The following is a 25889-nucleotide window of genomic DNA, read 5'->3' as shown; positions in this document are numbered from 1 at the left end:
TTCATTCCTTAAATTGATCAGCTAAGCTAATTTTATCAAATTGTTCCATTAGGAATTCTTTAGCTTTTTCTTTATCTAAAGATAAAATATCCAAAGGTTCGCTTAGACTATAAGTAATCTTACTAAAAGGTTTTGGCAAGATCATCTTATCCCAACTTTTAAATTCCCAAAAACGATTTGCTTCATAGTTTAAAATTCTTATCTTTAGTTCTTTTTTTTGAGCCAAAATGATAGAACCATCTGAAATACTATGATAAGGCCCTCGTGGACCATCGGGCGTGATAACTATATCGTCATTTTGTTCTAAAACTTTAAATGCAGCTCTAAGTGCACTGCTAGCACCCCTTGAAGTGCTTCCTCTTACAGTATCAAGACCGAAAAGCTTGATGATTTTTGCAATTTGTTCTCCATCTTTATGGTGGGAGATCATGACATAGGCTTTTTTATTTTTTTGTCTATAATGTCTAAACGCAAAAGGCATGAGTGCTAATTTTCCATGCCAAAAAAGTATCACACCAGCTTTACGGTCAACTTTTTCACCTTTATAGTGCTTTTTACAGCTTAAAAAAATAAGCCATTGCAAGATGAAAATTATATATGTTAAGCAATGGATTTTAAACGATTTCCCCATATAAAACCATACGCTTTGCATTAGTGATTTTTACTTCTTTAAATTGCCCTAAAAGTTCTTCGCTACCTTCAACTTGAACTAAAAAATTATTATCTGTTCTTCCAGCAATGCTATTGCCTGCTCTTAATTCTTCAAATAAAACTTTAAAAGTTTTATTTTCTTGTTTTTTTACAATTTCATCTAAAATTTCACTATGACGATTTTGTAAGGTGCTAAGTCTTCTTGAAGCTGTTTCTTCATCGATTTGATTAGGCATGGTTGCGGCTTTTGTTAAAGGGCGTTTGGAGTATTTAAAAGAAAAAATTTGTTCAAAACGCACTTTTTCCAAAACATCCATAGTTTCTTCAAAATCTTTTTCACTTTCCCCTGGAAAAGCTACAATAATGTCTGTAGAAATGCTAACATTTGGACAAAGTTCTCTAAGTTTTAAAGCTCTATTTAAATACCATTCTTTAGTATAGCCACGCTTCATAGCTTTTAAAATTTCACTTGAGCCGCTTTGTAAAGGCATGTGCATGGATTTGCAAACTTTTGGATTATTGGCAAAAACTTCTAAAAATTTATTATCCATATGCAAAGGATGTGGACTTGTAAAGCGAATGCGTTCCAAACCTTCTATAGTGCTAAGTTCTTCTAAAAGATCTGAAAAGTCTATTTTTTTATGTTCGTTTCTAAATCTTTTGCCGTAGTTATTGACATTTTGTCCTAGCAAGAAAATCTCTTTAGTGCCTTTTTCAACGGCTTTTTGAGCTTCTTTGTAGATGATGTTAAAAGGTATGGAGATTTCATCTCCTCTAGTATGTGGCACTATACAATAAGTGCAGTGTTTATCACAACCTATGGAGATATTAATATAGGATTTATAAATACTATTTCGAAAATCTGCAAAAGCAAATTCACTTTCATCATAGTCTATGTCCACCCCCATAAATTTTGGAGTTTTTATAGCTTGAGTGATTTTGGAAATATTTCTTGCCCCTAGAACAAAATCCACATAAGGAGCACGTTTGAAAATTTCATTTCCCAAATGTGATGCAGTGCATCCACAAACTCCTATTTTAGCACCTTCTTTTTTAACTTTTTCAAAGCCACCCACTTCTGAGAAAAGTTTATGCACAGGTTTTTCACGCACTGAACAGGTATTGATAAGAATAAGATCTGCTTCTTTGATATCTTCTGTTAGTGCGTAATTTTCTTTTTGTGTTAATTCTGCGATCATATGCTCAGAATCTCTAACATTCATCGCACAACCTAAAGTTTGGATAAAAAGTTTTTTAGCACTCAAAGAATATGTACCTCATACATAAAATCATTATCATCAAGTCCGTATTTTACGGTTCTATGATAAATGCTTACTCCTTTTTTTTCAAAATGATTTACAAGGGCAATGAGTTGTTTGTGTGTATTATCTTTATCAAAATAAAAAAACTTTTGTCCTTCTTTTTCTATAGCCTCTTCGATTTTTTCTAGGCTAATATTTTTAGGTTTTTCATTAATCAAAGTTCTTGCCAATTTTAATTCCATAGCTAAATCCTTAAGAATTTTCATTTTAATCTATAATTTTAGCAAATTTTACTTTTAATTAAACTTATTAAGGATATAATTTTTATCTACATTTTTAAATTTCCCACAAAAAAGGTTTTATAAAATATGGAAAAGATAGCAGATATTATCGAATCTATTGCTAATGAAAAAAATTTAAACTTAGAGAATGTAAGAGAAAAGGTAGCTACCGCTTTAATCAATACTGCAAAAAGAATTTATGGACAAGAATATGAGTTTTTTGTGGATCCTAAAAATTTAAATCTTTATCAAAAAATTACCATAGTAGCAGATAATGACGAGAGATTGCAAAATAAAAGTGAGAGTTTTATCGCGTTAAGTAAGGCAAAATCAGAAGCTCCAGATGTTGAAATAGGAGATGAATTAACCTATGAATGTTCTTTGGAAAATTTAGGAAGAACTGCGGTAAATACCTTGCATAAAGAACTTGAATATCATATACAAAAATTATTAGAACAAACTATTTTTGAAAAATATAAAAACAAAGTAGGGCAAATGGTTTTTGGTACAGTTGTTAGAGTAGATAATGAAGAAAATACTTTTATTGAAATAGATGAATTAAGAGCTTTTTTACCGAGAAAAAATCGCATTAAAGGGGAAAAGTTTAAAATAGGTGATGTGGCAAAAGCTGTGATACGCCGTGTTTATACAGATAAGGGTATTAAAATCGAGCTTAGTCGTACAAGTCCTAAATTTTTAGAATGTTTGCTTGAAGCTGAGGTTCCAGAAATCAAAGATGGTTATGTCAATATTATAGGATGTGCTAGAATTCCAGGTGAAAGAGCAAAAATCATTCTTCAGGCCAATGGAGCAAATATCGATCCTGTAGGTGCTACAGTAGGTGTTAAAGGTGTAAGAATTAATGCAGTAAGCAAAGAGCTTCATAATGAAAATATTGATTGTATAGAATTTACAAATGAGAGTGAAATTTTAATTTCTCGTGCCTTGGCTCCTGCTATTGTAAATTCTGTAAAAATTGAAGATAAAAAAGCTATTGTAAGTTTAAATAGCGAACAAAAAAGCAAAGCTATAGGAAAAAATGGTATTAATATTCGCCTTGCTTCTATGTTAAGTGGTTATGAAATAGAGCTCAATGAATTAAGCTCATCGCAGCTAAATAATGCCATCAGCAATGAAGAAGCAATGAAAAATCTTCAAGATTTGTTTAAAATTTAAAATATTTGTGAATTTTCACAAATATTTTTTATAAAACCACTTCCAATAAAATGCCGCAAAGATAAAAATCATACCCAATAAGCCTGTAATTAGTTCTAAACTCAAGCCTATTTCAAATAAAAAGCCCATAAGCATTGAAATAATAGCACTAAAACTAAGATAAATCATATCTGTATAAGCGATCACTCTACCATGATATTCTTTGTCAGCATTTTTTTGTATCATAGTGTAGGTGTAAGCCCAAAGTGCTGAGGTAAAAAAACCTGCACCAATTAAACCTAAAAAAGAAATATAAAAATTAAATTGAGTTAAAGCCCAAAGTATAATACCCAAGCCTTGACCAAGATACATGTAAAATAAATTTTTATCATTAATAAATTTGCTTAAAACCATAGGTCCTATAGCTAAAGAACAAGCACGTACTGCATTTAAAAACCCTATTACTAAAGCAGCGGATAAAACTTTTTTATATTGATGTTGTGCTAAAAGTGTAACCAAGGTTTCATAAGCAGTTAAACCTATAAAAGCATGAAGTAAAATAAGATGAAAAATTATTTTATTATTTAAAACATAGAAAAATCCTTCTTTTATCATGGTAAAAAAGCGACTTTGTGTTTTTTGATGAAAATCAGGAATGCTTAATCTTACTAAAAAAGAAATGCCTATGAGTATAAGCATGCAGTCAAATAAAAAAGCGGTTTTAACTCCTAGAAAATAAATAAAAATTCCCGCACTTGCCATACCTGCTGTATAAGAAATCGCCCAAATGACACTGTGCATTTCATTAGCGAGTTTAAGTTCTTGAGGAGTTAAAATTTTGACCAATAAACTCATTTCAGCTTGAAAATAAATCGAAGCAACACAAAGTCTTATGAAAATTAAAATAAATAAAAGCCAAAGCATACTAAGACTTGTGACAAAAATAAGACAAAAAATAGAAATTAATTCTATGCTAATCATACTGAGTAAAAGTTTTTTAGGTTTATTTTTCTCTACTATGACGCCATTAATAGGAGCAAGTAAAACTCCAGGTAAAAAAGCAAGCATGGCACTTGTAGCCGTTGCCCAAGTAGGAGCATTAAGTTCGACTAAAAGGGTAAAAACTCCCGTTTGAGAAAACCATGCTCCAAAATATACTATAAACTGAACCGAAGCTAATATTCTGATATTTTTATTATTTTTTAATAGTTCAATGTAATTCATAAGCGAAACTATAGCATAATTTATATTTTAAATGCTATAATTATTTTAATTATGTAAAAAACAAGGAAAAATTTTGAAAAGACTGGATAAAAAAGAAGCTTTAGATTTATTACACCATGCAAGTTTAACAGAACTTGGAGAAATGGCTTATAAAAGAAAATTAGAACTTCATCCTGAAAAAATCACCACTTTTGTTGTAGATAGAAATATTAATTATACCAATGTTTGTTGTATTGATTGTTCTTTTTGCGCTTTTTATCGCCATCATAAAGAAGATGATGCTTATATTTTAAGCTTTGAAGAGATAGGCAAAAAGATAGAAGAGCTTGAAGCTATCGGGGGTACACAAATTCTTTTTCAAGGCGGGGTGCACCCAAAATTAAAAATAGAATGGTATGAAGAATTAGTTTCTTGGATAAAAGAACATTATCCAAATATCACTGTGCATGGTTTTTCAGCAGTTGAGATCGCTTATATTGCAAAAGCATCTAAAATTTCAATCACTGAAGTGTTAAAAAGATTACAAGCTAAGGGTTTATTTTCTATACCAGGAGCGGGAGCTGAGGTGCTAAGCGATAGGGTGCGTGATATTATCGCACCCAATAAATGTGATACAGCTACTTGGTTAGAAGTACATCGCCAAGCTCATAAAATCGGCATGAAAAGTACAGCTACCATGATGTTTGGAACGGTTGAAAATGATGAAGAAATCATCGATCATTTTGAACATTTAAGAAAATTACAAGATGAAACAGGTGGTTTTAGAGCTTTTATTTTATGGAGCTTTCAAAGTGATAATACTGCTTTAATCCAAAAACATCCAGAGATTATGAAACAAAGTTCTAACAAGTATTTAAGACTTTTAGCTTTAGCAAGACTTTATTTAGATAATTTTAAAAATTTACAAAGTTCTTGGGTAACTCAAGGCTCACTTATAGGCCAGCTTGCTTTAAAATTTGGGGCCAATGATTTAGGCTCAACTATGATGGAAGAAAATGTAGTAAGTGCTGCAGGAGCAAGTTATAGAATGAATCAAGATGAGATGATAAGGCTGATTAGAAGTTTAGGCGAAAATCCAGCTAAACGCAATACCGCTTATGAAATTTTAGAAAGGTTTTAATGCAGTATTTAGAGAGCAGGGGTGTTAAAATCCCTTTTATTTTTGAAAAAAATTCTGATTTTCCTATTGTTGTTTTAAAGCTTGTTTTTAGAAATTGTGCTAGAAGTTATGATGAAATAGCAGGTTCGGCTAAAATGTTTTCGCGCATTTTAAATGAAGGCGTGGATGATAAATTTTTTAAAGATTTAGAATTTAGAGCGATAAATTTAGAGGCAAGTAGTGGTTTTGAAAGCTTGGAAATCAATCTTTCTTGTTTAAAAGAAAATTTTGATTTTGCTTTAAAGAGTTTAGAAAAATTGCTTTTAAAACCAAGAATAGAAGAAAAAATTTTGCAAAAATTAAAAATCAATGCCTTAGGTGAACTTGCGAGTAAAAATAGTGATTTTGATTATTTAGCAAAAAATTTACTCAATGCTCAAATTTTTAAATGTAAAGAATTTCAAAGTCCAAATGATGGGGATGAAAAAAGTATAGAAACTTTGTCTTTAAAAGATTTGCAAAATTTTTATAAAAATTTTATCCATCTTAGTGATTTGGTTGTGATTTTAGGAGGAGATTTAGAAGAAAAACAAGCCAAGGAAGATCTTTTAAAACTCTTATCAAAACTTCAAATAGGTAAGAAAAATACTCCAAAAAAATATGAGTTAAGCAAAAACATCAAAGATGAAATTTTGCTACGCCCAGAAAGTGAACAAGCTTATATTTATTTTGCTACACCTTTTTTTGCTGATTTTAAAGATAAGGATTTATATCTTGCAAAAATTGCTTTATTTGTTCTAGGGCAAGGAGGATTTGGTTCAAGGATTATGGAAGAAATTCGCGTTAAAAGAGGTCTTGCATACTCAGCTTATGCTATGCTTGATATGAATATGTCTTTTTCTAGAGTTTTTGGATATTTACAAACTAAAAATGAAAGTGCTAAAGAAGCTAAAAAAATCGTAAAAGAGCTTTTTGAAGATTTTATAAAAAATGGCATGACTCAAAATGAACTTGATCAAGCTAAAAATTTTCTCATAGGATCAACTCCTTTGCGTTATGAAAGCTTAAGCAAGCGTTTATCTATGACCTTTAATGAATTTTATCAAGGTTTAAAATTAGGATATTATAAAGAAGAGTTAAAACTTATGGAAAAGGTTAAACTTGAAACCATCAATGCTTATATTAAAAAACATCAAGAGCTTTTAAATATAAGTTTTGCAAGCATACAAAATGAAAATTAAAGAAAGTGATTTTGAATTTTTTAAAAAATTAAAAATTAGAAGTGCTATTGATTTAGCCCTTCTTTTACCTAAAAAAATTGAAAATTTAAATCCAAGTAAAAATCCCAAAGAAAATGAAATTTGCACCCAAAAAATCACTATAAAAAGCGTTAGTTCAAGAAAAAATCAACTTTTTGGTTTAGGTTTTTGTGAAGAATGGCAAGAAAATATTTCTTTTGTGTTTTTTCATCCTAGAGCTTGGCATTTTAGGATTTGTAAGGTAGGAAAAGAGCTTATTTTTAATGCCAAGCTCTCGCGTTTTAATCACACTTGGCAATTTAACAATCCTAAAATTTTAACTTCTTTTGAGGGTTTTAGTCCAAAGTATCAAATTTTAGGTTTAAAAGATACAAAAATTGCTGCTTTTATACATAAATATCTTAATTATGAAAATTTAAAAGAAAGTAGTATAGAGGATAAATATATACATTTTCTTTTAAATTTGCACGCTTATGATGAAAAAAGTTTTTTTATGTTTGAAAATTTGCAAAATTTTAGCAAAGATTTAAAATATATAGAAATATATAATTTTTTAAAACGTTTAAAAGCTAAAAAAACGCATTTTAAAGCTCATCAAATCAATGTTTTTAATATAGCCAATTGGATTAAGGATTTGCCTTTTTCTCTTACTAAAGATCAGCTTAACGCCTTAAAAGACATAGAAAAAGATTTATACTCAAAAGAAGCCAAAAGGCGTGTGATTATGGGTGATGTGGGGTGTGGTAAAACCTTGGTTTTACTTGGTGCGGCTTTGATGGTTTATCCTAAGCAAGCTATTTTAATGGCGCCTACTAGTATTTTAGCGTATCAGCTTTATGAAGAGGCTAAGAAATTTTTACCTGATTTTATGAATATTTTGTTTATTAAAGGGGGTAAAAAAGAAAAAGATTTAGAACAAAATATCCAAAAAGCAAATCTTATCATAGGCACTCATGCTTTAATTCATTTAGAAAGTCATAATGCCGTGCTTGTAATGATAGATGAACAACATCGTTTCGGATCAGCTCAGCGTGAAAAAATTCATTCTTTAAATAAACAAGAATTTGCCCCTCATTTTATACAGTTTTCAGCTACGCCTATTCCAAGAACTTTAAGCATGATACAATCTGAACTTTTAAATTTTAGCTTTATTAAACAAATGCCTTTTGAAAAAGATATTACAACTTATTGTATACAAAATAAAGGCTTTTCTAAGCTTAGTGAGAAGATCAAGGAAGAAATTGTTAAAAATCATCAAATTATCATTATTTATCCCTTAGTGAGTGCTAGTGATAAGATTCCTTATCTTTCTTTAGAGCAGGCTAGGGGGTATTGGCAGAGTCATTATGAAAAAGTTTTTGTAACTCATGGAAAAGATAAACAAAAAGATGAAATTTTAGAGCGTTTTAGAGATGAGGGAAATATTTTACTAAGCACTACAGTGGTGGAAGTAGGTATTTCTTTGCCAAGATTGAGTATGATAGTGATTGTGGGGGCAGAACGTTTAGGACTTGCTACCTTACATCAACTTCGTGGCCGTGTAGGTCGTGTAGGGCTTAAAAGTACTTGCTATCTTTATACTAAACTTAAAGAAATTCCGAGTCGTTTAAAAGAATTTGCTAGCACTTTAGATGGGTTTAAAATAGCAGAACTTGACCTTAAAAATCGTTTGAGTGGAGATTTGCTTGATGGTTTTATGCAGCATGGAAATGAGTTTAAATTTTTTGACTTTTCTAAGGATGAGGAGATTTTAGAAGAGGTAAAAAAAGATTTGGCAAAAAAATTGCCAAATTAATGTCCGCCGTACTTATAAAGCATATTTTGAAAATGTGAGGCTATCATTTGTGCACGCTGTAAAATGACATTTTTCATTTCCTCATTATAAACCATATTTAAACTTTCTTCAAAAAGTTTTAGCCAAACTTCAAAAAATTCTTGTGGAAAAGGAGGTAGATCTAAGTGCTTTTTTAAGGGTTGCCCATTATAATCACCTTCGCCTAAAAGCATGCCTGCCCAAAAATTTCCTATTTTTGCTTTATGTTCTTTCCACTCTTCATCGCTTGTTCCAATAGCATTGTTAAAAATAGGACCTAAATCCTTATCTTTTCTAACTTTTTCATAAAATATTTCCATGAGTTTTGCTATGCTTTCTTGATTAATTGTTTCAAATTTCATATAAGCCTTTCTTAAATGTTAATTTTATGGCGTTAATATAGCAAAAATAAGATAAATTAAATTTAACATAAGTTAAGAATGGAAAATGTATATAATGAAAGATTATTTAGAACTTTTATCTAGTGTAGGAAAATTAAAAAAATTTCAAAAAAATAGTATTTTATTTTATGAAGGCGAAGAGGCTAAAAAATTTTTTATTTTACTCAAGGGAAAAATACGCATTTATAAAAGTACAGCAAGTGATAAAGAAATTACTTTGCATTATTTTAATCCTCCAAATTTTATAGCAGAAATGCCTGCTTTTAAAAAATTAAATTATCCTGCTAATGCTATATTTGAGGAAGATGGAGAAATTTTGGAAATTGATTTTATTAATTTTCAAAATTTATGCAGTGAAAATAAAGAATTCAATTTTTTACTTATCAGTTCACTTTTTGATAAAATTAAAATTTTAGAAAAGAAATTATCTCAAAATGCATTAGATTTAAGGACGAGATTATTAAAGTATCTTTTGGAAAATGAAAAAAATTTAGATACAATTTCACAAAAACAAATTGCAATTGATTTAAATGTTAGAGCACAATCTTTATCTCGAGTGTTAAAAGAACTTAAAATTTCAGAACTTATTGATACAAAAAAAGGTAGAATTGAAATTTTAAATAAAGATATGATCATGAAAGAACTTTGGTAAAAATTTAAGGTAGAGAATGGATTTTGATTTTATATTAGCTCAAGCTCCTGCTTTTTTAACGGCTGCTTGGCTTACGATAAAACTAAGCTTTTTTGGAATTATTTTTTCTTTGATAATAGGCTTGTTTTGCATTTTAATGAGTTATTTTAAAATAAAAATTTTAGAAAATATTTGCAAGCTTTATATAGAGTTTTCAAGAAATACGCCTTTATTAATTCAACTTTTTTTCTTATATTATGCTTTACCTAAATTTAATATACATTTAGAGCAAATTCCACCGCTTGATTTGATTTGTTTAAGTGTAGAAGAAACTTTAAGACCTTCTTTTGCTTGTGCTATAGTAGGACTTAGTTTTTTAGGGGGTTCTTATATGGCTGAAAGTTTAAGAGCGGGATTTGAAGCCATAAGAAAACAGCAGTTTGAAGCGGGACTTTCTTTGGGTTTTTCAAAATTTGGAAATTTGCGTTATGTGATTTTGCCGCAAGCTTTGGCTATTTCTATGCCAAGTATTAGTGCTAATATTATATTTTTAATCAAAGAAACTTCAGTTGTTAGCATTATTGCCTTGCCAGATTTGGTGAATTTAATGAAGAGTTTAAATTCCTTAACCTATAAGACAGATGAGCTATTGTTTTTGTTGTTTATGGGATATTTATGCATTATTTTGCCTTTGTCTTTTATTTTGCTAAAGTTTGAAAAAAGGTTGCTTCATGCTTGAACTTTTAAATACCGATACGCTTTTAAGACTCTGGCAAGGGCTTTTTGTCACTCTTGAAATTTCATTTATCAGCATTATTATTACTTCGATAGGTGGGTTATTTTTAGGAATTTTAATGAGTTTTAAAAATACCTATATCTATGCTTTTTGTCGTTTAGGTTTAGAATTTGTGCGTGTTATGCCACTTTTAGTATGGCTTTTTGTGGTGTATTTTGGTTTTCCTAGATGGTTTGGGTGGGATTTGAGTTCTGTAAGTGCAGCTATTATTGTTTTTAGCATTTGGGGTTGTTTTGAGATGATGGATTTGGTGCGTGTTTCCTTGCAGAGTATTCCAAAACATCAGCATGAAAGTGCATCATCTTTAGGTTTAAATACGGTGCAAAGTTTTGTTTATATTATTATTCCACAAGCTATGCGTCGTTTAACTCCTATGAGCATGAATTTACTTACTCGTATGATTAAAAGTACAACCTTTGCTTATTTAATCGGCGCGGTAGAGCTTGTAAAAGTAGGGCAACAAATTATAGAATTTCATAATAGAAATGATTTTGCACCTTTTATTATTTATGGTTTGATTTTTTTTATCTTTTTTATACTTTGTTATCCTATCACTTTATATTCAAGAAAATTAGAGAAAAAATGGAGCTAAAATGAGCATACTAAAAATAGAAAATTTACAAAAGTATTATGGTTCGCATCACGCCTTAAAAGATATTAATTTAGAAGTTAAGGCTAAAGAAGTTGTGGTGATTTTAGGTCCTAGCGGATGTGGAAAATCTACGCTTTTGCGTTGTATTAATGGGCTTGAAGAGATTGCAAGTGGTAATATTTATATTGATAATGAGAAAATAGATAAAGATTTTAAAGAATGGCCAAGAATGCGTCAAAAAGTTGGTATGGTTTTTCAATCTTATGAGCTTTTTGAGCATTTAAGTGTTGAAGAAAATATACTTTTAGGGCCTATGAAAGTGCAAAAAAGAAAGAAAGATGAGGTTTTAAAAGAGGCTAAAATTTGGCTTGAAAAGGTGGGGCTTTTGCATAAAATTCATGCTTATCCAAGAGAACTTAGCGGAGGACAAAAGCAAAGAATTGCCATAGTAAGAAGTCTATGTATGAATCCTGAGTTAATGCTTTTTGATGAGGTTACAGCAGCGTTGGATCCTGAGATTGTTAGAGAAGTTTTAGAGGTAATGCTAAATCTTGCAAAAGAGGGTATGACTATGCTTATTGTTACTCATGAAATGGGTTTTGCTAAAGCTGTAGCAGATAAAATTATTTTTATGGATGAAGGAAAAATCATCGAAGAAAATGATCCTAAAAGTTTTTTTGAAAATCCAAAAAGCGAAAGAGCAAAGAAATTTTTAAATTTGTTTGATTATCATAAATAGATAAAAATAATATTGGTTTATGATAATAAACTTTACAAGACTAAAATTTTATAGAAAAACTAAAAAAGTCTTGACAAAAATTTTTTTTTGAGTTATAATCTCACTTTTATTTTTGCTGGTTTAGCTCAGTTGGTAGAGCAGCTGCCTTGTAAGCAGCAGGTCGGGGGTTCAAGTCCCTTAACCAGCTCCATTTATTTTAGCAGTGTTTGACCAGAATATTGAAAAAGCAATATTTTTATGGTGAGTTACTCAAGTGGCCAACGAGGGCAGACTGTAAATCTGCTGGCTTTCGCCTTCCGTGGTTCGAATCCACGACTCACCACCATGCTTTGCGGGAGTAGCTCAGTTGGCTAGAGCATCAGCCTTCCAAGCTGAGGGTCGCGGGTTCGAGTCCCGTTTCCCGCTCCAACAATTTAAAAGAACTGGGAGCTGTATTTTAAAACCTTTAACTTACAGTATATATCCCATTTAAGAGTTTTTGTTGTCTGTTATTGTGTATAATTTTTCTGAGCGCTCGTATGGCTCAGAGGTAGAGCACTCCCTTGGTAAGGGAGAGGTCGCGGGTTCAATTCCCGCTATGAGCTCCATGAATTGAAAAAATTATATAGATATAAGACTTGCTTTGCTCAATTTATTTTTTATACGGAGGAAAAAAATGGCTAAAGAAAAATTTTCACGTAATAAGCCACACGTAAATATTGGTACTATTGGTCACGTTGACCATGGTAAAACTACTTTAACAGCTGCTATTTCTGCTGTTCTTTCTAGAAGAGGTTTAGCAGAGCTTAAAGATTATGATAATATCGATAATGCTCCAGAAGAAAAAGAGCGTGGTATTACTATTGCTACTTCTCATATTGAATATGAAACAGACAATCGTCACTATGCACACGTTGACTGCCCAGGTCACGCAGATTATGTTAAAAACATGATTACAGGTGCTGCACAAATGGATGGAGCGATCTTGGTTGTTTCTGCTGCAGATGGCCCTATGCCACAAACTAGAGAACACATTCTTCTTTCTCGTCAAGTAGGCGTTCCATATATTGTTGTTTTTATGAATAAAGCAGATATGGTTGATGATGCTGAACTTTTAGAGTTAGTTGAAATGGAAATTAGAGAATTATTAAGCTCTTATGATTTCCCAGGCGATGATACACCTATTATTTCTGGTTCTGCTTTAAAAGCTCTTGAAGAAGCTAAAGCTGGACAAGATGGTGAATGGTCAGCAAAAATTATGGATCTTATGGCTGCAGTTGATAGCTATATTCCAACTCCAACTCGTGATACTGAAAAAGACTTCTTGATGCCAATTGAAGACGTTTTCTCAATTTCAGGTCGTGGTACTGTTGTTACAGGTAGAATTGAAAAAGGTGTTGTAAAAGTAGGTGATACTATCGAAATCGTTGGTATTAAAGATACTCAAACAACAACTGTAACAGGTGTTGAAATGTTCAGAAAAGAAATGGATCAAGGCGAAGCAGGAGATAACGTAGGTGTTCTTCTTCGTGGTACTAAAAAAGAAGAAGTTATCCGTGGTATGGTTCTTGCTAAACCAAAATCAATTACTCCACACACTGACTTCGAAGCTGAAGTTTATATCTTAAATAAAGATGAAGGTGGTAGACATACTCCATTCTTTAACAACTATAGACCACAGTTTTATGTAAGAACAACTGATGTTACAGGTTCGATTAAATTAGCTGATGGTGTTGAAATGGTTATGCCAGGTGAAAATGTGAGAATTACTGTAAGCTTGATCGCTCCAGTAGCACTTGAAGAAGGAACTCGTTTTGCTATTCGTGAAGGTGGTAAAACTGTTGGTTCAGGTGTTGTTTCTAAAATTATTAAATAATTTAATAAAGCCAAGTTAAAAGCTTGGCTTTAATTTTTTAAGGAAAATTGAAATGAGAATTAAAGTTGGTTTAAAGTGTGAAGAATGTGGTGATATTAATTATAGCACCTATAAAAATAGTAAAAATACTACTGAAAAATTAGAATTAAAAAAATATTGCCCAAGATTAAAAAAACATACACTTCACAAAGAAGTTAAGCTAAAAAGTTAAGCTTGCGCCCTTAGGGCAATAGCTCCAACGGTAGAGCGCCGGATTCCAAATCCGATGGTTGGGGGTTCGAATCCCTCTTGCCCTGCCATAATTAAGGTTTAAATAAATGGAAAAATTAATAACTTATTTTAAATTATCAAAAGCCGAATTAAGGAAAGTAATTTTTCCTTTAAAAGAACAGGTAAGAAATGCCTATATTACAGTTTTTGTGGTTGTTGCGGTGATTTCTTTGTTTTTGGCGTTAGTGGATTGGCTTATGTCCTCTATTGTTTCTGCGATCGTATAAGGAGAGTAAATGAGTACTCATAAATGGTATGCAATTCAAACTTATGCTGGCAGTGAAATGGCAGTTAAAAGAGCCATTGAAAATTTAGTAAAAGATAACGGAATTGAAGAACAACTTAAAGAAATTGTTGTTCCAACTGAAGATGTTATTGAATTTAAGAATGGAAAGGAGAAGATTAGCGAAAGAAGTTTGTATTCAGGATACGTTTTTGCACTTCTTGATTTAAATACAGAGCTTTGGCATCGCATTCAATCTCTTCCAAAGGTTGGTCGTTTTATTGGAGAATCCAAAAAGCCAACCCCTTTAACAGAAAAAGATATTAATTTGATTTTGGAAAAAGTTCACAATCGTGCAGCGCCTAAACCAAAGATTTCTTTTGAAGAAGGGGAAAATGTGAGAATCACAGAAGGGCCATTTGCAAACTTTACTGCAATTGTAGAAGAGTATGATATGGTTCGTGGTTTATTAAAATTAAATGTTTCTATTTTTGGACGCTCAACTCCAGTGGAGATCTTATATTCTCAAGTTGAGAAAATAATTTAATTTATATCAAGTAAGGAGATTTGTTATGGCTAAAAAAGTCGTAGGCGAAATTAAATTGCAAATTGCTGCCACAAAAGCAAACCCATCACCACCTGTTGGTCCTGCTTTGGGTCAGCAAGGTGTTAATATTATGGAGTTTTGTAAGGCTTTTAATGAAAGAACAAAAGATATGGCAGGTTTTAATATCCCTGTTGTTATCACTGTTTATGCAGATAAAAGTTTTACTTTTATTACAAAACAACCGCCAGCTACGGATTTGATCAAAAAAGCAGCTGGAATTTCTAAAGGTACGGATAATCCACTTAAAAATAAGGTGGGTAAGTTAACTCGTGCTCAAGTTTTAGAAATAGTAGATAAGAAAATTGCAGATTTAAATACTAAAGATAGAGATCAAGCTGCTAAAATTATTGCAGGTTCAGCTCGTTCTATGGGTGTTGAAATCGTTGATTAATCCTTTCACCGCCAAGGTAAAAGGCGGTAGCACTTTAAAATGCGGAGAAAATAAATGGCTAAGATAGCAAAAAGATTAAAAGAATTATCACAAAAAATTGATTCAAATAAAGAGTATGCTTTAAGCGATGCAATTGATACAATAAAGACTTTAAAGTCTGCTAAATTTGATGAGACTGTAGAAATTGCTTTAAAACTTAATGTTGATCCAAGACATGCAGATCAAATGGTAAGAGGATCTGTTGTTTTACCTGCTGGAACGGGTAAAAAAGTTCGTGTTGCTGTAATTGCAAAAGACGCAAAAGCTGATGAAGCGAAAAATGCTGGTGCAGATATTGTGGGTAGCGATGATTTAGTAGAAGAAATTCAAAAAGGTAATATGAATTTTGATGTTTTGATTGCTACTCCAAATTTAATGGGACTTGTTGGTAAAGTTGGTAGAATTTTAGGGCCAAAAGGTTTAATGCCAAATCCTAAAACCGGAACAGTGACTATGGATGTTGCTCAAGCGGTTAATAATGCAAAAAGTGGTCAGGTAAATTTCCGTGTTGATAAGCAAGGAAATATCCATGCAGGTCTTGGTAAAGTAAGTTTTTCCAAAGAACAATTATGGGACAATGTTAGCACTTTTGTAAAGGCAATTAACAAACACAAACCTGCCGCAGCTAAAGGTAGATATATTAAAAATGCGGCTTTATCTTTGACAATGAGCCCTTCTGTAAAGCTTGAAACACAAGAATTGCTTGATATGAAATAAGAGTTGCTTTTTTGCAACTCTTTTGTTTTAAAATAAACATTTGAAAAAATTTTTGATTTTTTGAGATGTTTATTTTAGATTGAAGATAGTCGAGGCGTAAGCTTAATTGGATTTCCACTCTACTTGAAATCTCAATCGGAAAGGAGAAAATGTGACTAGAAGCGAAAAAGTTGAGATTATTGCTAAACTTGAAGAAGGTTTTAAAGCTAGTGAAGCTATTGTAGTTTGTAATTACAGAGGTCTTAGCACAAAAAAACTAGAAGAGCTTAGAAATAATGCAAGAGAAAACAATGTAAAAGTTCAAATTGTTAAAAATACTTTGGCTAACATTGCTCTTAACAATTCCGGTAAAACAGGTCTAGTTCTTAAAGATACAAATATTTATCTTTGGGGCGAAGATCAGCTAAGTGTTTCAAAAGTAGCTGCTAAATTTGAAGAAAATAACGATAAATTTGAAATCAAAACAGCTCATATTGAAGGCGAAGTTGCAGATGTTGCTAAGGTTAAAGCTCTTGCTAAAATGCCTTCACGCAATGAGTTGCTTGCTATGCTTTTGCAAGTTTGGAATGCGCCAATTACCAATTTCACAATAGGTTTAAATGCGCTTAAAAATAAAAAAGAATCTGAATAAATTAAATAAAAGGATAAAAAATGGCAATTTCTAAAGAAGATGTATTAGAATATATTTCAAATTTAAGTGTTCTTGAGTTATCAGAACTTGTAAAAGAATTTGAAGAAAAATTTGGTGTGTCTGCTGCTCCTGTAATGGTAGCTGGTGGTGCTGCAGCTGGTGGTGCTGCAGCTGCTGCTGAAGAAAAAACTGAATTTGATATCGTTTTAACTGATGGCGGTGCTAAAAAGATTGAAGTTATTAAAATCGTTCGTGCTCTTACAGGCCTTGGTCTTAAAGAAGCAAAAGATGCAGTTGAGCAAACTCCTTCAACTCTAAAAGAGGGTGTGGCTAAAGCTGAAGCTGAGGAAGCTAAAAAACAACTTGAAGAAGCTGGTGCTAAAGTAGAACTTAAGTAATTTTAAGCTTTAAAGTTAGAAGAAGATTTGCCGAGGCAAGTCTTCTTTTTTTATTTTTACCTAATTTTTAGGTCTTCTTTTTTAAATTTACAAAATTTACCATGAGGTATGTGCGATATGTTAGATAATAAATTAGGAAATCGTTTAAGAGTAGACTTCTCAAACATTTCAAAACAAATAGAAATCCCAAATCTTCTACAATTACAAAAAAAGAGTTTTGATTATTTTTTAAATCTTGATAATGGTGAAAGTGGTATAGAAAAAGTTTTTAAATCAATTTTTCCTATTCATGATCCGCAAAATAGATTGAGTCTTGAATATGTTAGTAGTGAAATAGGCAAGCCAAAATATACCATTCGCGAATGCATGGAAAGAGGTTTGACTTATTCTGTAAATTTAAAAATGAAAATCCGTCTTACTCTGCATGAAAAAGATGAAAAAACAGGGGAAAAAGTTGGCGTAAAAGATATTAAAGAACAAGAAATTTATATCCGCGAAATTCCTTTAATGACAGATCGTGTATCTTTTATCATTAACGGGGTTGAGAGAGTGGTTGTAAATCAATTACATAGAAGCCCTGGTGTTATTTTTAAAGAAGAAGAAAGCTCAACGGTTGCAAATAAGCTTGTTTATACAGCACAAATTATTCCTGATCGTGGTTCGTGGCTTTATTTTGAATACGATGCCAAAGATGTTTTGTATGTAAGAATCAACAAGCGTAGAAAAGTTCCTGTAACTATGCTTTTTAGAGCTTTAGGGTATAAAAAACAAGATATTATTAAGTTGTTTTATCCTATTCAGACTATACATGTGAAAAAAGATAAATTTTTAACAGAATTTAATCCAAATGATTTTATGGATAGAATAGAATATGATATTAAAGATGAAAAAGGAAAAATCGTTCATCAAGCTGGAAAAAGACTTACAAAGAAAAAAGCAGAACAGCTTATTAAAGACGGCTTAAAATGGATAGAATATCCTGTAGAAATTTTACTTAATCGTTATTTAGCAAATCCTATTATTGATAAAGAAAGTGGAGAGGTTTTATTTGATTCTTTAACTTTGTTAGATGAGAGTAAGCTTGCTAAGATTAAAGAGCAAAAAAGTTTTGATATAGCAAATGACTTAGCTAATGGCGTTGATGCAGCGATTATTAATTCCTTTGCTCAAGATGGAGAAACTCTAAAACTTCTTAAGCAAAGTGAAAATATCGATGATGAAAATGATTTAGCTGCGATTAGAATTTACAAAGTTATGCGCCCAGGTGAACCTGTGGTAAAAGATGCAGCGAAGGCTTTTGTAAATGATTTATTCTTCAATCCTGAAAGATACGATCTTACTAAGGTAGGTCGTATGAAAATGAACCATAAGTTAGGTCTTGAAGTGCCTGAGTATGTTACTGTTTTGACTAATGAAGATATTATTAAAACTGCAAAATATTTAATTAAAGTAAAAAATGGTAAAGGACATATTGATGATAGAGATCATTTAGGAAATCGTCGTATCCGTTCTATAGGTGAACTTTTAGCCAATGAACTTCATTTAGGTCTTGCAAAAATGCAAAAGGCGATCAGAGATAAATTTACTTCTTTAAATGCGGATCTTGATAAAGTAATGCCTTATGATTTAATCAATCCTAAAATGATTACTACAACTATCATTGAATTTTTTACAGGAGGTCAGCTTTCGCAATTTATGGATCAAACCAATCCTTTAAGCGAGGTTACTCATAAGCGTCGTTTGTCAGCGCTTGGTGAAGGTGGACTTGTAAAAGAAAGAGCAGGTTTTGAAGTGCGTGATGTTCACGCGACACATTATGGTAGAATTTGTCCAGTTGAAACACCTGAAGGTCAAAATATTGGTTTGATTAACACTCTTTCTACTTATGCAAAAGTAAATGAACTTGGCTTTGTTGAAGCACCATATAGAAAAGTTGTAAATGGTAAAGTGACTAATGAAGTTGTTTATCTTACAGCAACACAAGAAGAAGGCTTATTTATCGCACCAGCTTCAACTAAGGTTGATGCTAAAGGCAATATAGTAGAAGAATTTGTTGAGGCTAGACAAGATGGTGAAACTATACTTGCAAGACGCGAAGAAGTGCAATTAATCGATCTTTGCTCAGGTATGGTTGTTGGGGTTGCGGCTTCCTTGATTCCGTTTTTAGAGCACGATGATGCAAACAGAGCGCTGATGGGTTCAAACATGCAACGTCAAGCTGTGCCACTTCTTACTGCTTCAGCTCCGATAGTAGGAACAGGTATGGAACAAATTATTGCACGTGATGCTTGGGAAGCTGTTAAAGCAAAGCGTGGTGGTGTGGTTGAGAAAGTAGATAATAAAAGCATTTTCATTTTAGGCGAAGATGATAAAGGTCCATTTATTGACCATTATACTATGGAGAAAAATTTAAGAACCAATCAAAATACAAATTATATTCAACACCCTATTGTAAAAAAAGGTGATATAGTAAAAGCAGGACAAATTATCGCAGATGGTCCTTCTATGGATCAAGGCGAACTTGCTATAGGTAAAAATGCTTTAATCGCTTTTATGCCTTGGAATGGCTACAACTATGAGGATGCTATAGTTGTAAGTGAGAGAATTATTCGTGAAGATACCTTTACAAGCGTGCACATTTATGAAAAAGAAATTGAAGCAAGAGAACTAAAAGACGGTATAGAAGAAATTACCAAAGATATCCCAAATGTAAAAGAAGAAGATGTTGCACATCTTGATGAGAGCGGTATTGCAAAAATTGGTACCCATATCAAACCAGGTATGATTTTGGTGGGTAAGGTTTCTCCAAAAGGTGAGGTTAAACCAACTCCTGAAGAAAGACTTTTAAGAGCGATTTTTGGAGAAAAAGCAGGACATGTTGTGAATAAATCACTTTATGCAACCGCTTCTTTAGAGGGTGTTGTTGTGGATGTTAAAATTTTCACTAAAAAAGGCTATGAAAAAGATGATCGTGCAATAAAATCTTATGATAAGGAAAAAATGGCTTTAGAAAAAGAACATCATGATAGACTTTTGATGATGGATAGAGAAGAAATGCTTCGTGTTTGTGCTCTTCTTTCCAAAGCCCCTTTAAATAGCGATCAAAAAATTGGAGATAAAAATTATAAAAAAGGACAAACCGCAGATATTAGCGAACTTGAAAAAATCAATCGTTTTACTTTAACAACTTTGATTAAAGCTTATTCTAAAGAGATTCAAAAAGAATACGATGATTTAAAAAATCATTTCCAAAATGAGAAGAAAAAATTAAAAGCAGAACACGATGAAAAGCTTGAAATTTTAGAAAAAGATGATATTTTACCAAGTGGGGTAATTAAGCTTGTTAAAGTTTATATTGCTACAAAGAGAAAGCTTAAAGTCGGTGATAAAATGGCAGGACGTCACGGAAACAAAGGTATAGTTTCAACTATAGTTCCTGAAGTGGATATGCCTTATTTACCAAATGGTAAAAGCGTGGATATTGCGCTTAATCCACTTGGCGTTCCAAGTCGTATGAATATAGGCCAAATTTTAGAAAGCCATTTGGGTTTAATTGGACTTAGACTCGGAGATCAGATTCAAGAAATTTTTGACAGAAAGCAAAAAGATTTTCTTAAAGAATTAAGAGCAAAAATGCTTGAAATTTGTTCTATTCCAAGACTTGCAAGCGAAAAAGAATTTATTAAAAGCTTAAGCGATGAAGAGCTTTTAAACTATGCTAGAGACTGGAGTAAAGGAGTTAAATTTGCTACTCCTGTTTTTGAAGGTGTAAATATAGAAGAATTTAGCAAGCTTTTTGAAATGGCCAAGATAGATATGGACGGCAAAACAGAACTTTATGATGGACGCACGGGTGAGAAAATCGCAGAGCGTGTTCATGTGGGATGTATGTATATGCTAAAACTCCACCACTTAGTTGATGAGAAAGTTCACGCAAGAAGTACAGGACCTTACAGCTTAGTTACCCAACAACCTGTGGGTGGTAAAGCACTCTTTGGGGGACAAAGATTTGGGGAGATGGAAGTTTGGGCACTTGAAGCTTATGGAGCGGCTCATACTTTAAGAGAAATGTTAACTATCAAATCAGACGATGTAGAAGGTAGATTTAGTGCTTATAAAGCATTAACAAAAGGTGAAAATGTTCCAGCAACAGGAATTCCTGAAACATTTTTTGTATTAACCAATGAGCTTAAATCTCTTGCTTTAGATGTTGAGATTTTTGATAAGGATGAAGATAATGAGTAAATTTAAAGTAATAGAAATCAAAGAAGATGCAAGACCTAGGGATTTCGAAGCGTTTCAACTAAGACTTGCAAGTCCTGAAAAAATCAAATCATGGTCTTATGGAGAAGTAAAAAAACCAGAAACTATCAATTATAGAACCTTAAAGCCTGAAAGAGATGGGCTTTTTTGCGCAAAGATTTTTGGACCTATAAGAGATTATGAATGTCTTTGTGGTAAGTATAAAAAAATGCGTTTTAAAGGCGTTAAGTGCGAAAAATGTGGTGTTGAAGTAGCAAATTCAAAAGTGCGTCGTTCTAGAATGGGACATATCGAGCTTGTAACTCCTGTGGCTCATATTTGGTATGTTAATTCTCTTCCAAGTCGTATAGGAACGCTTTTGGGTGTTAAGATGAAAGATCTTGAGCGTGTGCTTTATTATGAAGCTTATATCGTTGAAAACCCAGGCGATGCTTTCTATGATAATGAAAGCACCAAAAAAGTAGAATATTGTGATGTTTTAAACGAAGAGCAATATCAAAATTTAATGCAACGCTATGAAAATAGTGGCTTTAAAGCAAGAATGGGTGGAGAAGTTGTTCGTGATTTACTTGCAAATTTAGATCTTGTAGCACTTTTAAATCAGCTTAAAGAAGAAATGGCGGCTACAAATTCAGAGGCTAAGAAAAAAACTATCATTAAACGCTTAAAAGTTGTAGAAAATTTCTTAAATTCAAATTTAAACGCCAATACCGATAGCGATGAAGCCGTACCAAATCGTCCTGAATGGATGATGATTACAAATCTTCCAGTTTTACCGCCAGATTTGCGTCCTTTAGTGGCTTTAGATGGTGGAAAATTTGCAGTTTCTGATGTGAATGACTTATATCGTCGCGTTATCAATAGAAATACACGTCTTAAAAAACTTATGGAACTTGATGCACCGGAAATCATTATAAGAAATGAAAAAAGAATGCTTCAAGAGGCTGTTGATGCACTTTTTGACAACGGTCGTCGTGCTAATGCTGTAAAAGGAGCAAATAAACGCCCATTAAAATCTTTAAGTGAAATTATCAAAGGGAAGCAAGGGCGTTTTAGACAAAACTTACTTGGTAAAAGGGTGGATTTTTCAGGTCGTAGTGTTATTGTTGTGGGTCCAAAACTTAGAATGGATCAATGTGGTTTACCTAAAAAAATGGCTTTAGAGCTCTTTAAGCCACATCTTTTAGCTAAGCTTGAAGAAAAAGGTTATGCAACCACAGTAAAACAAGCTAAAAAAATGATAGAAAACAAAACCAATGAAGTTTGGGAATGTTTAGAAGAGGTAGTAAAAGGGCATCCTGTTATGCTAAACCGTGCGCCTACTTTACATAAACTTTCTATTCAAGCTTTTCATCCTGTTTTAGTGGAAGGTAAGGCTATACAACTTCATCCTTTAGTTTGTGCAGCATTTAACGCAGACTTTGATGGGGATCAAATGGCGGTGCATGTGCCACTTTCTCAAGAGGCTATTGCAGAATGCAAAGTGCTTATGCTTTCATCAATGAATATTCTTTTGCCAGCAAGTGGTAAGTCTGTAACCGTTCCATCGCAAGATATGGTTTTAGGAATTTATTATCTTTCATTGGAAAAAGCCGGTGCTAAAGGTTCGCATAAAATTTGTACAGGCATTGATGAAGTGATGATGGCGCTTGAAAGCAAGTGTTTGGATATTCATGCGAGTATACAAACCATGGTAGATGGTAGAAAGATTACCACTACAGCAGGAAGATTGATTATTAAATCTATTTTACCTGATTTTGTGCCTGAAAATAGTTGGAATAAAGTCTTAAAGAAAAAAGACATTGCCGCGCTTGTGGATTATGTTTATAAACAAGGTGGTTTAGAGATTACAGCAAGTTTCTTGGATAGACTTAAAAATTTAGGTTTTGAGTATGCAACTAAAGCAGGTATTTCAATTTCGATTGCAGATATTATTGTTCCTAATGATAAGCAAAAAGCTATCGATGAAGCAAAAAAACAAGTAAGAGAAATTCAAAATTCTTATAATCTTGGTTTGATTACTTCAGGGGAAAGATACAATAAAATCATTGATATTTGGAAAAGTACAAATAATGTCCTTTCAAAAGAGATGATGAAGCTTGTAGAAAAAGATAAAGAAGGGTTTAACTCTATTTATATGATGGCAGATTCTGGTGCTAGGGGTAGTGCGGCTCAAATTTCTCAGCTTGCTGCGATGCGAGGACTTATGACCAAACCTGATGGTTCTATTATCGAAACTCCTATTATTTCGAATTTCCGTGAAGGGCTAAATGTTCTTGAATACTTTATTTCAACTCACGGTGCTAGAAAAGGTCTTGCAGATACCGCTCTTAAAACAGCAAATGCGGGTTATTTGACAAGAAAACTTATCGATGTTGCACAAAATGTAAAAATTACCATTGAAGATTGTGGAACGCATGAGGGTGTTGAAATCAATGAAATTACCGCAGATAGCTCTATTATAGAAACTTTAGAAGAAAGAATTTTAGGCAGGGTTTTAGCTGAAGATGTGATCGATCCTATTACAAATTCTGTGCTTTTTGCAGAAGGTACTTTAATGGATGAGGAAAAAGCAAAAATTCTTGGAGAAAGCGGTATAAAAAGTGTCAATATCCGCACTCCTATTACCTGCAAAGCTAAAAAAGGAATTTGTGCAAAATGTTATGGTATCAATCTTGGTGAAGGTAAATTGGTAAAACCAGGCGAAGCAGTAGGAATTATTTCCGCTCAATCTATCGGTGAACCAGGAACGCAGCTAACTTTAAGAACTTTCCACAGTGGGGGAACTGCAAGTACGGATTTACAAGATAGACAAGTAAGTGCACAAAAAGAAGGTTTTATCAGATTTTATAATCTTAAAACTTATAAAAACAAAGAAGGTAAAAATATCGTAGCAAATCGTAGAAATGCGGCGATTTTACTTGTGGAGCCAAAAATCAAAACTCCATTTAAAGGTGTGATTAATATAGAAAATATTCATGAAGATGTGATTGTTTCTATTAAAGATAAAAAACAAGAAGTAAAATACATACTAAGAAAATACGATCTTGCTAAACCAAATGAATTAGCAGGTGTAAGTGGCAGTATAGATGGAAAACTTTATTTGCCATATCAAAGCGGTATGCAAGTAGAAGAAAATGAAAGTATCGTAGAAGTGATTAAAGAGGGTTGGAATGTACCAAATCGCATCCCTTTTGCGAGTGAAATTTTAGTAGAAGATGGTGAGCCTGTAGTTCAAAATATCAAAGCAGGCGAAAAAGGAACGCTTAAATTTTATATCCTTAAAGGCGATGGTTTAGATAGAGTAAAAAATGTTAAAAAAGGCGATATTGTTAAAGAAAAAGGATTCTTTGTAGTGATTGCTGATGAAAATGATAGAGAAGCAAAAAGACACTATATTCCAAGAGAATCTAAGATAGAATTTAACGATAGTGAAAAAATCGATGATGCAAATACTATCATTGCAAGTGCTCCTAAAAAAGAAAGAAAAGTGATTGCAGAATGGGATGCTTATAATAATACTATCATTGCAGAAATTGATGGTGTTGTAAGCTTTGAGGATATTGAAGCAGGTTATAGTGCTGATGAGCAAATTGATGAAGCTACAGGTAAGCGTTCTTTAGTGATTAATGAGTATTTGCCAAGCGGAGTTAGACCAACTTTGGTAATCGCAGGAAAAGGTGATAAGGCTGTGCGTTATCAGCTTGAACCAAAAACCGTTATTTTTGTTCATGATGGTGATAAAATCGCTCAAGCAGATATTTTAGCAAAAACTCCAAAAGCTGCAGCTAAATCAAAAGATATTACAGGAGGTCTTCCAAGAGTTTCTGAACTTTTTGAAGCAAGAAAACCAAAAAATGCGGCTGTGATTGCAGAAATTGATGGTGTTGTTCGTTTTGATAAACCTTTGCGTTCTAAAGAAAGAATTATTATCCAAGCAGAAGATGGTACAAGTGCTGAGTATTTAATCGATAAATCAAAACACATTCAAGTAAGAGATGGCGAGTTTATCCATGCAGGTGAAAAACTTACAGATGGAGTTGTTTCAAGTCATGATGTGCTTAAAATTTTAGGTGAAAAAGCCTTGCATTATTATTTGATTTCTGAAATTCAACAAGTTTATCGCGGACAAGGTGTTGTGATTTCTGATAAACATATAGAAGTTATCGTTTCTCAAATGCTAAGACAAGTAAAAGTTGTAGATAGTGGACATACGAAATTTATCGAGGGTGATTTGGTTTCAAGACGTAAATTCCGTGAAGAAAACGAAAGAATCATTAGAATGGGTGGAGAACCTGCTATTGCTGAGCCTGTGCTTTTAGGTGTAACAAGAGCAGCGATTGGAAGCGATAGTGTGATTTCTGCAGCTTCATTCCAAGAAACTACTAAAGTTCTAACCGAAGCAAGTATAGCGGGTAAATTTGACTACTTAGAAGATTTAAAAGAAAATGTTATTCTAGGTAGAATGATACCTGTTGGAACAGGGCTTTATGGTGAACAAAATTTAAAACTTAAAGAACAAGAATAAAACTCTATTTTATAGCCCTTCTGGGCTATATTTCTTCATTTTCAATCTTTTTAACTAAAATATA

At 32.5% G+C, this 25889-nt stretch carries 22 protein-coding genes, 5 tRNA genes and 1 pseudogene; 23 read left to right on the top strand and 5 right to left on the bottom strand.

All coding sequences use genetic code 11. From position 1 onward, the window contains the following. Position 1 precedes the first annotated feature (1 nt). Genes ELQ10_RS07410 through ELQ10_RS07400 form a run of 3 tightly spaced genes read right to left on the bottom strand, consistent with a single transcriptional unit; the run spans position 2 to position 2155 of the window. Complete coding sequence (locus ELQ10_RS07410; protein ID WP_002880682.1) at positions 2 to 631, bottom strand: lysophospholipid acyltransferase family protein; 630 nt, start codon at positions 629 to 631, stop codon at positions 2 to 4. After that, entirely contained in the window at positions 615 to 1916 is a 1302-nt protein-coding gene (miaB, locus tag ELQ10_RS07405; protein ID WP_002880683.1) for a tRNA (N6-isopentenyl adenosine(37)-C2)-methylthiotransferase MiaB, read from the bottom strand. Before miaB ends, ELQ10_RS07410 begins: the two co-directional genes overlap by 17 nt. Continuing rightward, positions 1913 to 2155, bottom strand: a complete 243-nt coding sequence (locus ELQ10_RS07400) for an HP0268 family nuclease (RefSeq protein WP_002851103.1) — start codon at positions 2153 to 2155, stop codon at positions 1913 to 1915. The genes miaB and ELQ10_RS07400 overlap by 4 nt, the downstream gene beginning before the upstream one ends. Positions 2156 to 2281: 126 nt before the next feature. Between ELQ10_RS07400 and nusA the strand changes: the two genes are divergently transcribed. Further along, positions 2282 to 3370 (top strand): transcription termination factor NusA, encoded by a 1089-nt coding sequence (nusA, locus tag ELQ10_RS07395; protein ID WP_002866986.1) that lies wholly within the window; start codon positions 2282 to 2284, stop codon positions 3368 to 3370. Between the two features lie 15 nt (positions 3371 to 3385). On the opposite strand, the gene ELQ10_RS07390 is transcribed toward nusA, so the two are convergent. Next, positions 3386 to 4573, bottom strand: a complete 1188-nt coding sequence (locus ELQ10_RS07390; RefSeq protein ID WP_044305839.1) for an MFS transporter — start codon at positions 4571 to 4573, stop codon at positions 3386 to 3388. Between the two features lie 73 nt (positions 4574 to 4646). Between ELQ10_RS07390 and ELQ10_RS07385 the strand changes: the two genes are divergently transcribed. Genes ELQ10_RS07385 through recG form a run of 3 tightly spaced genes read left to right on the top strand, consistent with a single transcriptional unit; the run spans position 4647 to position 8726 of the window. Beyond that, positions 4647 to 5693, top strand: coding sequence for a dehypoxanthine futalosine cyclase (locus ELQ10_RS07385; protein WP_002868792.1), 1047 nt, complete (start codon positions 4647 to 4649; stop codon positions 5691 to 5693). Next, positions 5693 to 6913 carry a pitrilysin family protein gene (locus tag ELQ10_RS07380; protein ID WP_133401903.1) on the top strand — a complete coding sequence of 407 codons (1221 nt, stop codon included), beginning with the start codon at positions 5693 to 5695 and terminating at the stop codon, positions 6911 to 6913. The genes ELQ10_RS07385 and ELQ10_RS07380 overlap by 1 nt, the downstream gene beginning before the upstream one ends. After that, complete coding sequence (gene recG, locus ELQ10_RS07375; protein ID WP_044305841.1) at positions 6903 to 8726, top strand: ATP-dependent DNA helicase RecG; 1824 nt, start codon at positions 6903 to 6905, stop codon at positions 8724 to 8726. The genes ELQ10_RS07380 and recG overlap by 11 nt, the downstream gene beginning before the upstream one ends. Here the strand turns inward: recG and ctb are convergent. Next, positions 8723 to 9106 (bottom strand): truncated hemoglobin Ctb, encoded by a 384-nt coding sequence (gene ctb, locus ELQ10_RS07370; protein ID WP_002938007.1) that lies wholly within the window; start codon positions 9104 to 9106, stop codon positions 8723 to 8725. The genes recG and ctb overlap by 4 nt on opposite strands. A 94-nt stretch (positions 9107 to 9200) precedes the next feature. On the opposite strand from ctb, the gene nssR reads away from it, so the two are divergent. From nssR to rpoC, 19 genes and pseudogenes are all read left to right on the top strand, one after another. After that, the gene (nssR, locus tag ELQ10_RS07365) at positions 9201 to 9797 is read left to right on the top strand and encodes a nitrosative stress-sensitive transcriptional regulator NssR (protein WP_002868789.1); all 597 of its coding nucleotides are present in this window, start codon (positions 9201 to 9203) and stop codon (positions 9795 to 9797) included. Positions 9798 to 9813: 16 nt separating this feature from the next. Beyond that, positions 9814 to 10515 carry an amino acid ABC transporter permease gene (locus ELQ10_RS07360; protein WP_002858512.1) on the top strand — a complete coding sequence of 234 codons (702 nt, stop codon included), beginning with the start codon at positions 9814 to 9816 and terminating at the stop codon, positions 10513 to 10515. After that, the gene (locus ELQ10_RS07355; RefSeq protein WP_134250406.1) at positions 10508 to 11164 is read left to right on the top strand and encodes an amino acid ABC transporter permease; all 657 of its coding nucleotides are present in this window, start codon (positions 10508 to 10510) and stop codon (positions 11162 to 11164) included. Before ELQ10_RS07360 ends, ELQ10_RS07355 begins: the two co-directional genes overlap by 8 nt. Before the next feature lies 1 nt (position 11165). Beyond that, positions 11166 to 11926: pseudogene (locus tag ELQ10_RS07350) on the top strand (amino acid ABC transporter ATP-binding protein). A 91-nt stretch (positions 11927 to 12017) separates the two neighbouring features. After that, positions 12018 to 12093, top strand: a tRNA-Thr gene (locus tag ELQ10_RS07345). Positions 12094 to 12142: 49 nt separating this feature from the next. Beyond that, positions 12143 to 12228, top strand: a tRNA-Tyr gene (locus tag ELQ10_RS07340). A gap of 6 nt (positions 12229 to 12234) precedes the next feature. Next, positions 12235 to 12311: transfer RNA gene (locus tag ELQ10_RS07335), tRNA-Gly, on the top strand. A 104-nt stretch (positions 12312 to 12415) separates the two neighbouring features. Further along, positions 12416 to 12490 (top strand) — tRNA-Thr (locus ELQ10_RS07330). 68 nt (positions 12491 to 12558) lie between these two features. Beyond that, positions 12559 to 13758 (top strand): elongation factor Tu, encoded by a 1200-nt coding sequence (tuf, locus tag ELQ10_RS07325; protein WP_002855271.1) that lies wholly within the window; start codon positions 12559 to 12561, stop codon positions 13756 to 13758. Between the two features lie 52 nt (positions 13759 to 13810). Further along, positions 13811 to 13969, top strand: a complete 159-nt coding sequence (gene rpmG / locus ELQ10_RS07320) for a 50S ribosomal protein L33 (protein ID WP_002793551.1) — start codon at positions 13811 to 13813, stop codon at positions 13967 to 13969. A 12-nt stretch (positions 13970 to 13981) separates the two neighbouring features. After that, positions 13982 to 14057: transfer RNA gene (locus ELQ10_RS07315), tRNA-Trp, on the top strand. 18 nt (positions 14058 to 14075) lie between these two features. Further along, the gene (gene secE / locus ELQ10_RS07310) at positions 14076 to 14255 is read left to right on the top strand and encodes a preprotein translocase subunit SecE (RefSeq protein WP_002854985.1); all 180 of its coding nucleotides are present in this window, start codon (positions 14076 to 14078) and stop codon (positions 14253 to 14255) included. A 9-nt stretch (positions 14256 to 14264) separates the two neighbouring features. Further along, entirely contained in the window at positions 14265 to 14798 is a 534-nt protein-coding gene (nusG, locus tag ELQ10_RS07305; protein WP_002851098.1) for a transcription termination/antitermination protein NusG, read from the top strand. A 25-nt stretch (positions 14799 to 14823) separates the two neighbouring features. Further along, the gene (gene rplK, locus ELQ10_RS07300) at positions 14824 to 15249 is read left to right on the top strand and encodes a 50S ribosomal protein L11 (RefSeq protein WP_002779452.1); all 426 of its coding nucleotides are present in this window, start codon (positions 14824 to 14826) and stop codon (positions 15247 to 15249) included. Positions 15250 to 15303: 54 nt separating this feature from the next. Further along, entirely contained in the window at positions 15304 to 16005 is a 702-nt protein-coding gene (gene rplA / locus ELQ10_RS07295; protein WP_002854928.1) for a 50S ribosomal protein L1, read from the top strand. 151 nt (positions 16006 to 16156) lie between these two features. Beyond that, the gene (rplJ, locus tag ELQ10_RS07290) at positions 16157 to 16636 is read left to right on the top strand and encodes a 50S ribosomal protein L10 (protein WP_002858610.1); all 480 of its coding nucleotides are present in this window, start codon (positions 16157 to 16159) and stop codon (positions 16634 to 16636) included. A gap of 20 nt (positions 16637 to 16656) precedes the next feature. Further along, positions 16657 to 17034, top strand: coding sequence for a 50S ribosomal protein L7/L12 (rplL, locus tag ELQ10_RS07285; RefSeq protein WP_002854820.1), 378 nt, complete (start codon positions 16657 to 16659; stop codon positions 17032 to 17034). 108 nt (positions 17035 to 17142) lie between these two features. Next, complete coding sequence (gene rpoB / locus ELQ10_RS07280) at positions 17143 to 21279, top strand: DNA-directed RNA polymerase subunit beta (RefSeq protein ID WP_072225851.1); 4137 nt, start codon at positions 17143 to 17145, stop codon at positions 21277 to 21279. Continuing rightward, positions 21272 to 25825: a DNA-directed RNA polymerase subunit beta' gene (gene rpoC, locus ELQ10_RS07275; protein ID WP_002855038.1), complete on the top strand. Its 4554-nt coding sequence runs from the start codon at positions 21272 to 21274 to the stop codon at positions 25823 to 25825. The genes rpoB and rpoC overlap by 8 nt, the downstream gene beginning before the upstream one ends. Positions 25826 to 25889 lie beyond the last annotated feature (64 nt).

This window comes from Campylobacter sp. US42a (genome assembly GCF_004379055.1).
Taxonomy (GTDB): domain Bacteria; phylum Campylobacterota; class Campylobacteria; order Campylobacterales; family Campylobacteraceae; genus Campylobacter_D; species Campylobacter_D jejuni.
Note: the sequence above shows the minus strand (reverse complement) of the source record. Positions and strands in the feature narration are given on the sequence as shown.

What these genes read in the sequence shown, in the direction of transcription:
- ELQ10_RS07410 (WP_002880682.1), bottom strand. Translation starts at nt 631, where the DNA reads ATGGGGAAATCGTTTAAAATCCATTGCTTAACATATATAATTTTCATC.
- ELQ10_RS07400 (WP_002851103.1), bottom strand. Translation starts at nt 2,155, where the DNA reads ATGGAATTAAAATTGGCAAGAACTTTGATTAATGAAAAACCTAAAAAT.
- nusA (WP_002866986.1), top strand. Translation starts at nt 2,282, where the DNA reads ATGGAAAAGATAGCAGATATTATCGAATCTATTGCTAATGAAAAAAAT.
- ELQ10_RS07390 (WP_044305839.1), bottom strand. Translation starts at nt 4,573, where the DNA reads ATGAATTACATTGAACTATTAAAAAATAATAAAAATATCAGAATATTA.
- ELQ10_RS07380 (WP_133401903.1), top strand. Translation starts at nt 5,693, where the DNA reads ATGCAGTATTTAGAGAGCAGGGGTGTTAAAATCCCTTTTATTTTTGAA.
- recG (WP_044305841.1), top strand. Translation starts at nt 6,903, where the DNA reads ATGAAAATTAAAGAAAGTGATTTTGAATTTTTTAAAAAATTAAAAATT.
- ctb (WP_002938007.1), bottom strand. Translation starts at nt 9,106, where the DNA reads ATGAAATTTGAAACAATTAATCAAGAAAGCATAGCAAAACTCATGGAA.
- nssR (WP_002868789.1), top strand. Translation starts at nt 9,201, where the DNA reads ATGAAAGATTATTTAGAACTTTTATCTAGTGTAGGAAAATTAAAAAAA.
- ELQ10_RS07360 (WP_002858512.1), top strand. Translation starts at nt 9,814, where the DNA reads ATGGATTTTGATTTTATATTAGCTCAAGCTCCTGCTTTTTTAACGGCT.
- ELQ10_RS07355 (WP_134250406.1), top strand. Translation starts at nt 10,508, where the DNA reads ATGCTTGAACTTTTAAATACCGATACGCTTTTAAGACTCTGGCAAGGG.
- tuf (WP_002855271.1), top strand. Translation starts at nt 12,559, where the DNA reads ATGGCTAAAGAAAAATTTTCACGTAATAAGCCACACGTAAATATTGGT.
- rpmG (WP_002793551.1), top strand. Translation starts at nt 13,811, where the DNA reads ATGAGAATTAAAGTTGGTTTAAAGTGTGAAGAATGTGGTGATATTAAT.
- secE (WP_002854985.1), top strand. Translation starts at nt 14,076, where the DNA reads ATGGAAAAATTAATAACTTATTTTAAATTATCAAAAGCCGAATTAAGG.
- nusG (WP_002851098.1), top strand. Translation starts at nt 14,265, where the DNA reads ATGAGTACTCATAAATGGTATGCAATTCAAACTTATGCTGGCAGTGAA.
- rplK (WP_002779452.1), top strand. Translation starts at nt 14,824, where the DNA reads ATGGCTAAAAAAGTCGTAGGCGAAATTAAATTGCAAATTGCTGCCACA.
- rplA (WP_002854928.1), top strand. Translation starts at nt 15,304, where the DNA reads ATGGCTAAGATAGCAAAAAGATTAAAAGAATTATCACAAAAAATTGAT.
- rplL (WP_002854820.1), top strand. Translation starts at nt 16,657, where the DNA reads ATGGCAATTTCTAAAGAAGATGTATTAGAATATATTTCAAATTTAAGT.
- rpoB (WP_072225851.1), top strand. Translation starts at nt 17,143, where the DNA reads ATGTGCGATATGTTAGATAATAAATTAGGAAATCGTTTAAGAGTAGAC.
- rpoC (WP_002855038.1), top strand. Translation starts at nt 21,272, where the DNA reads ATGAGTAAATTTAAAGTAATAGAAATCAAAGAAGATGCAAGACCTAGG.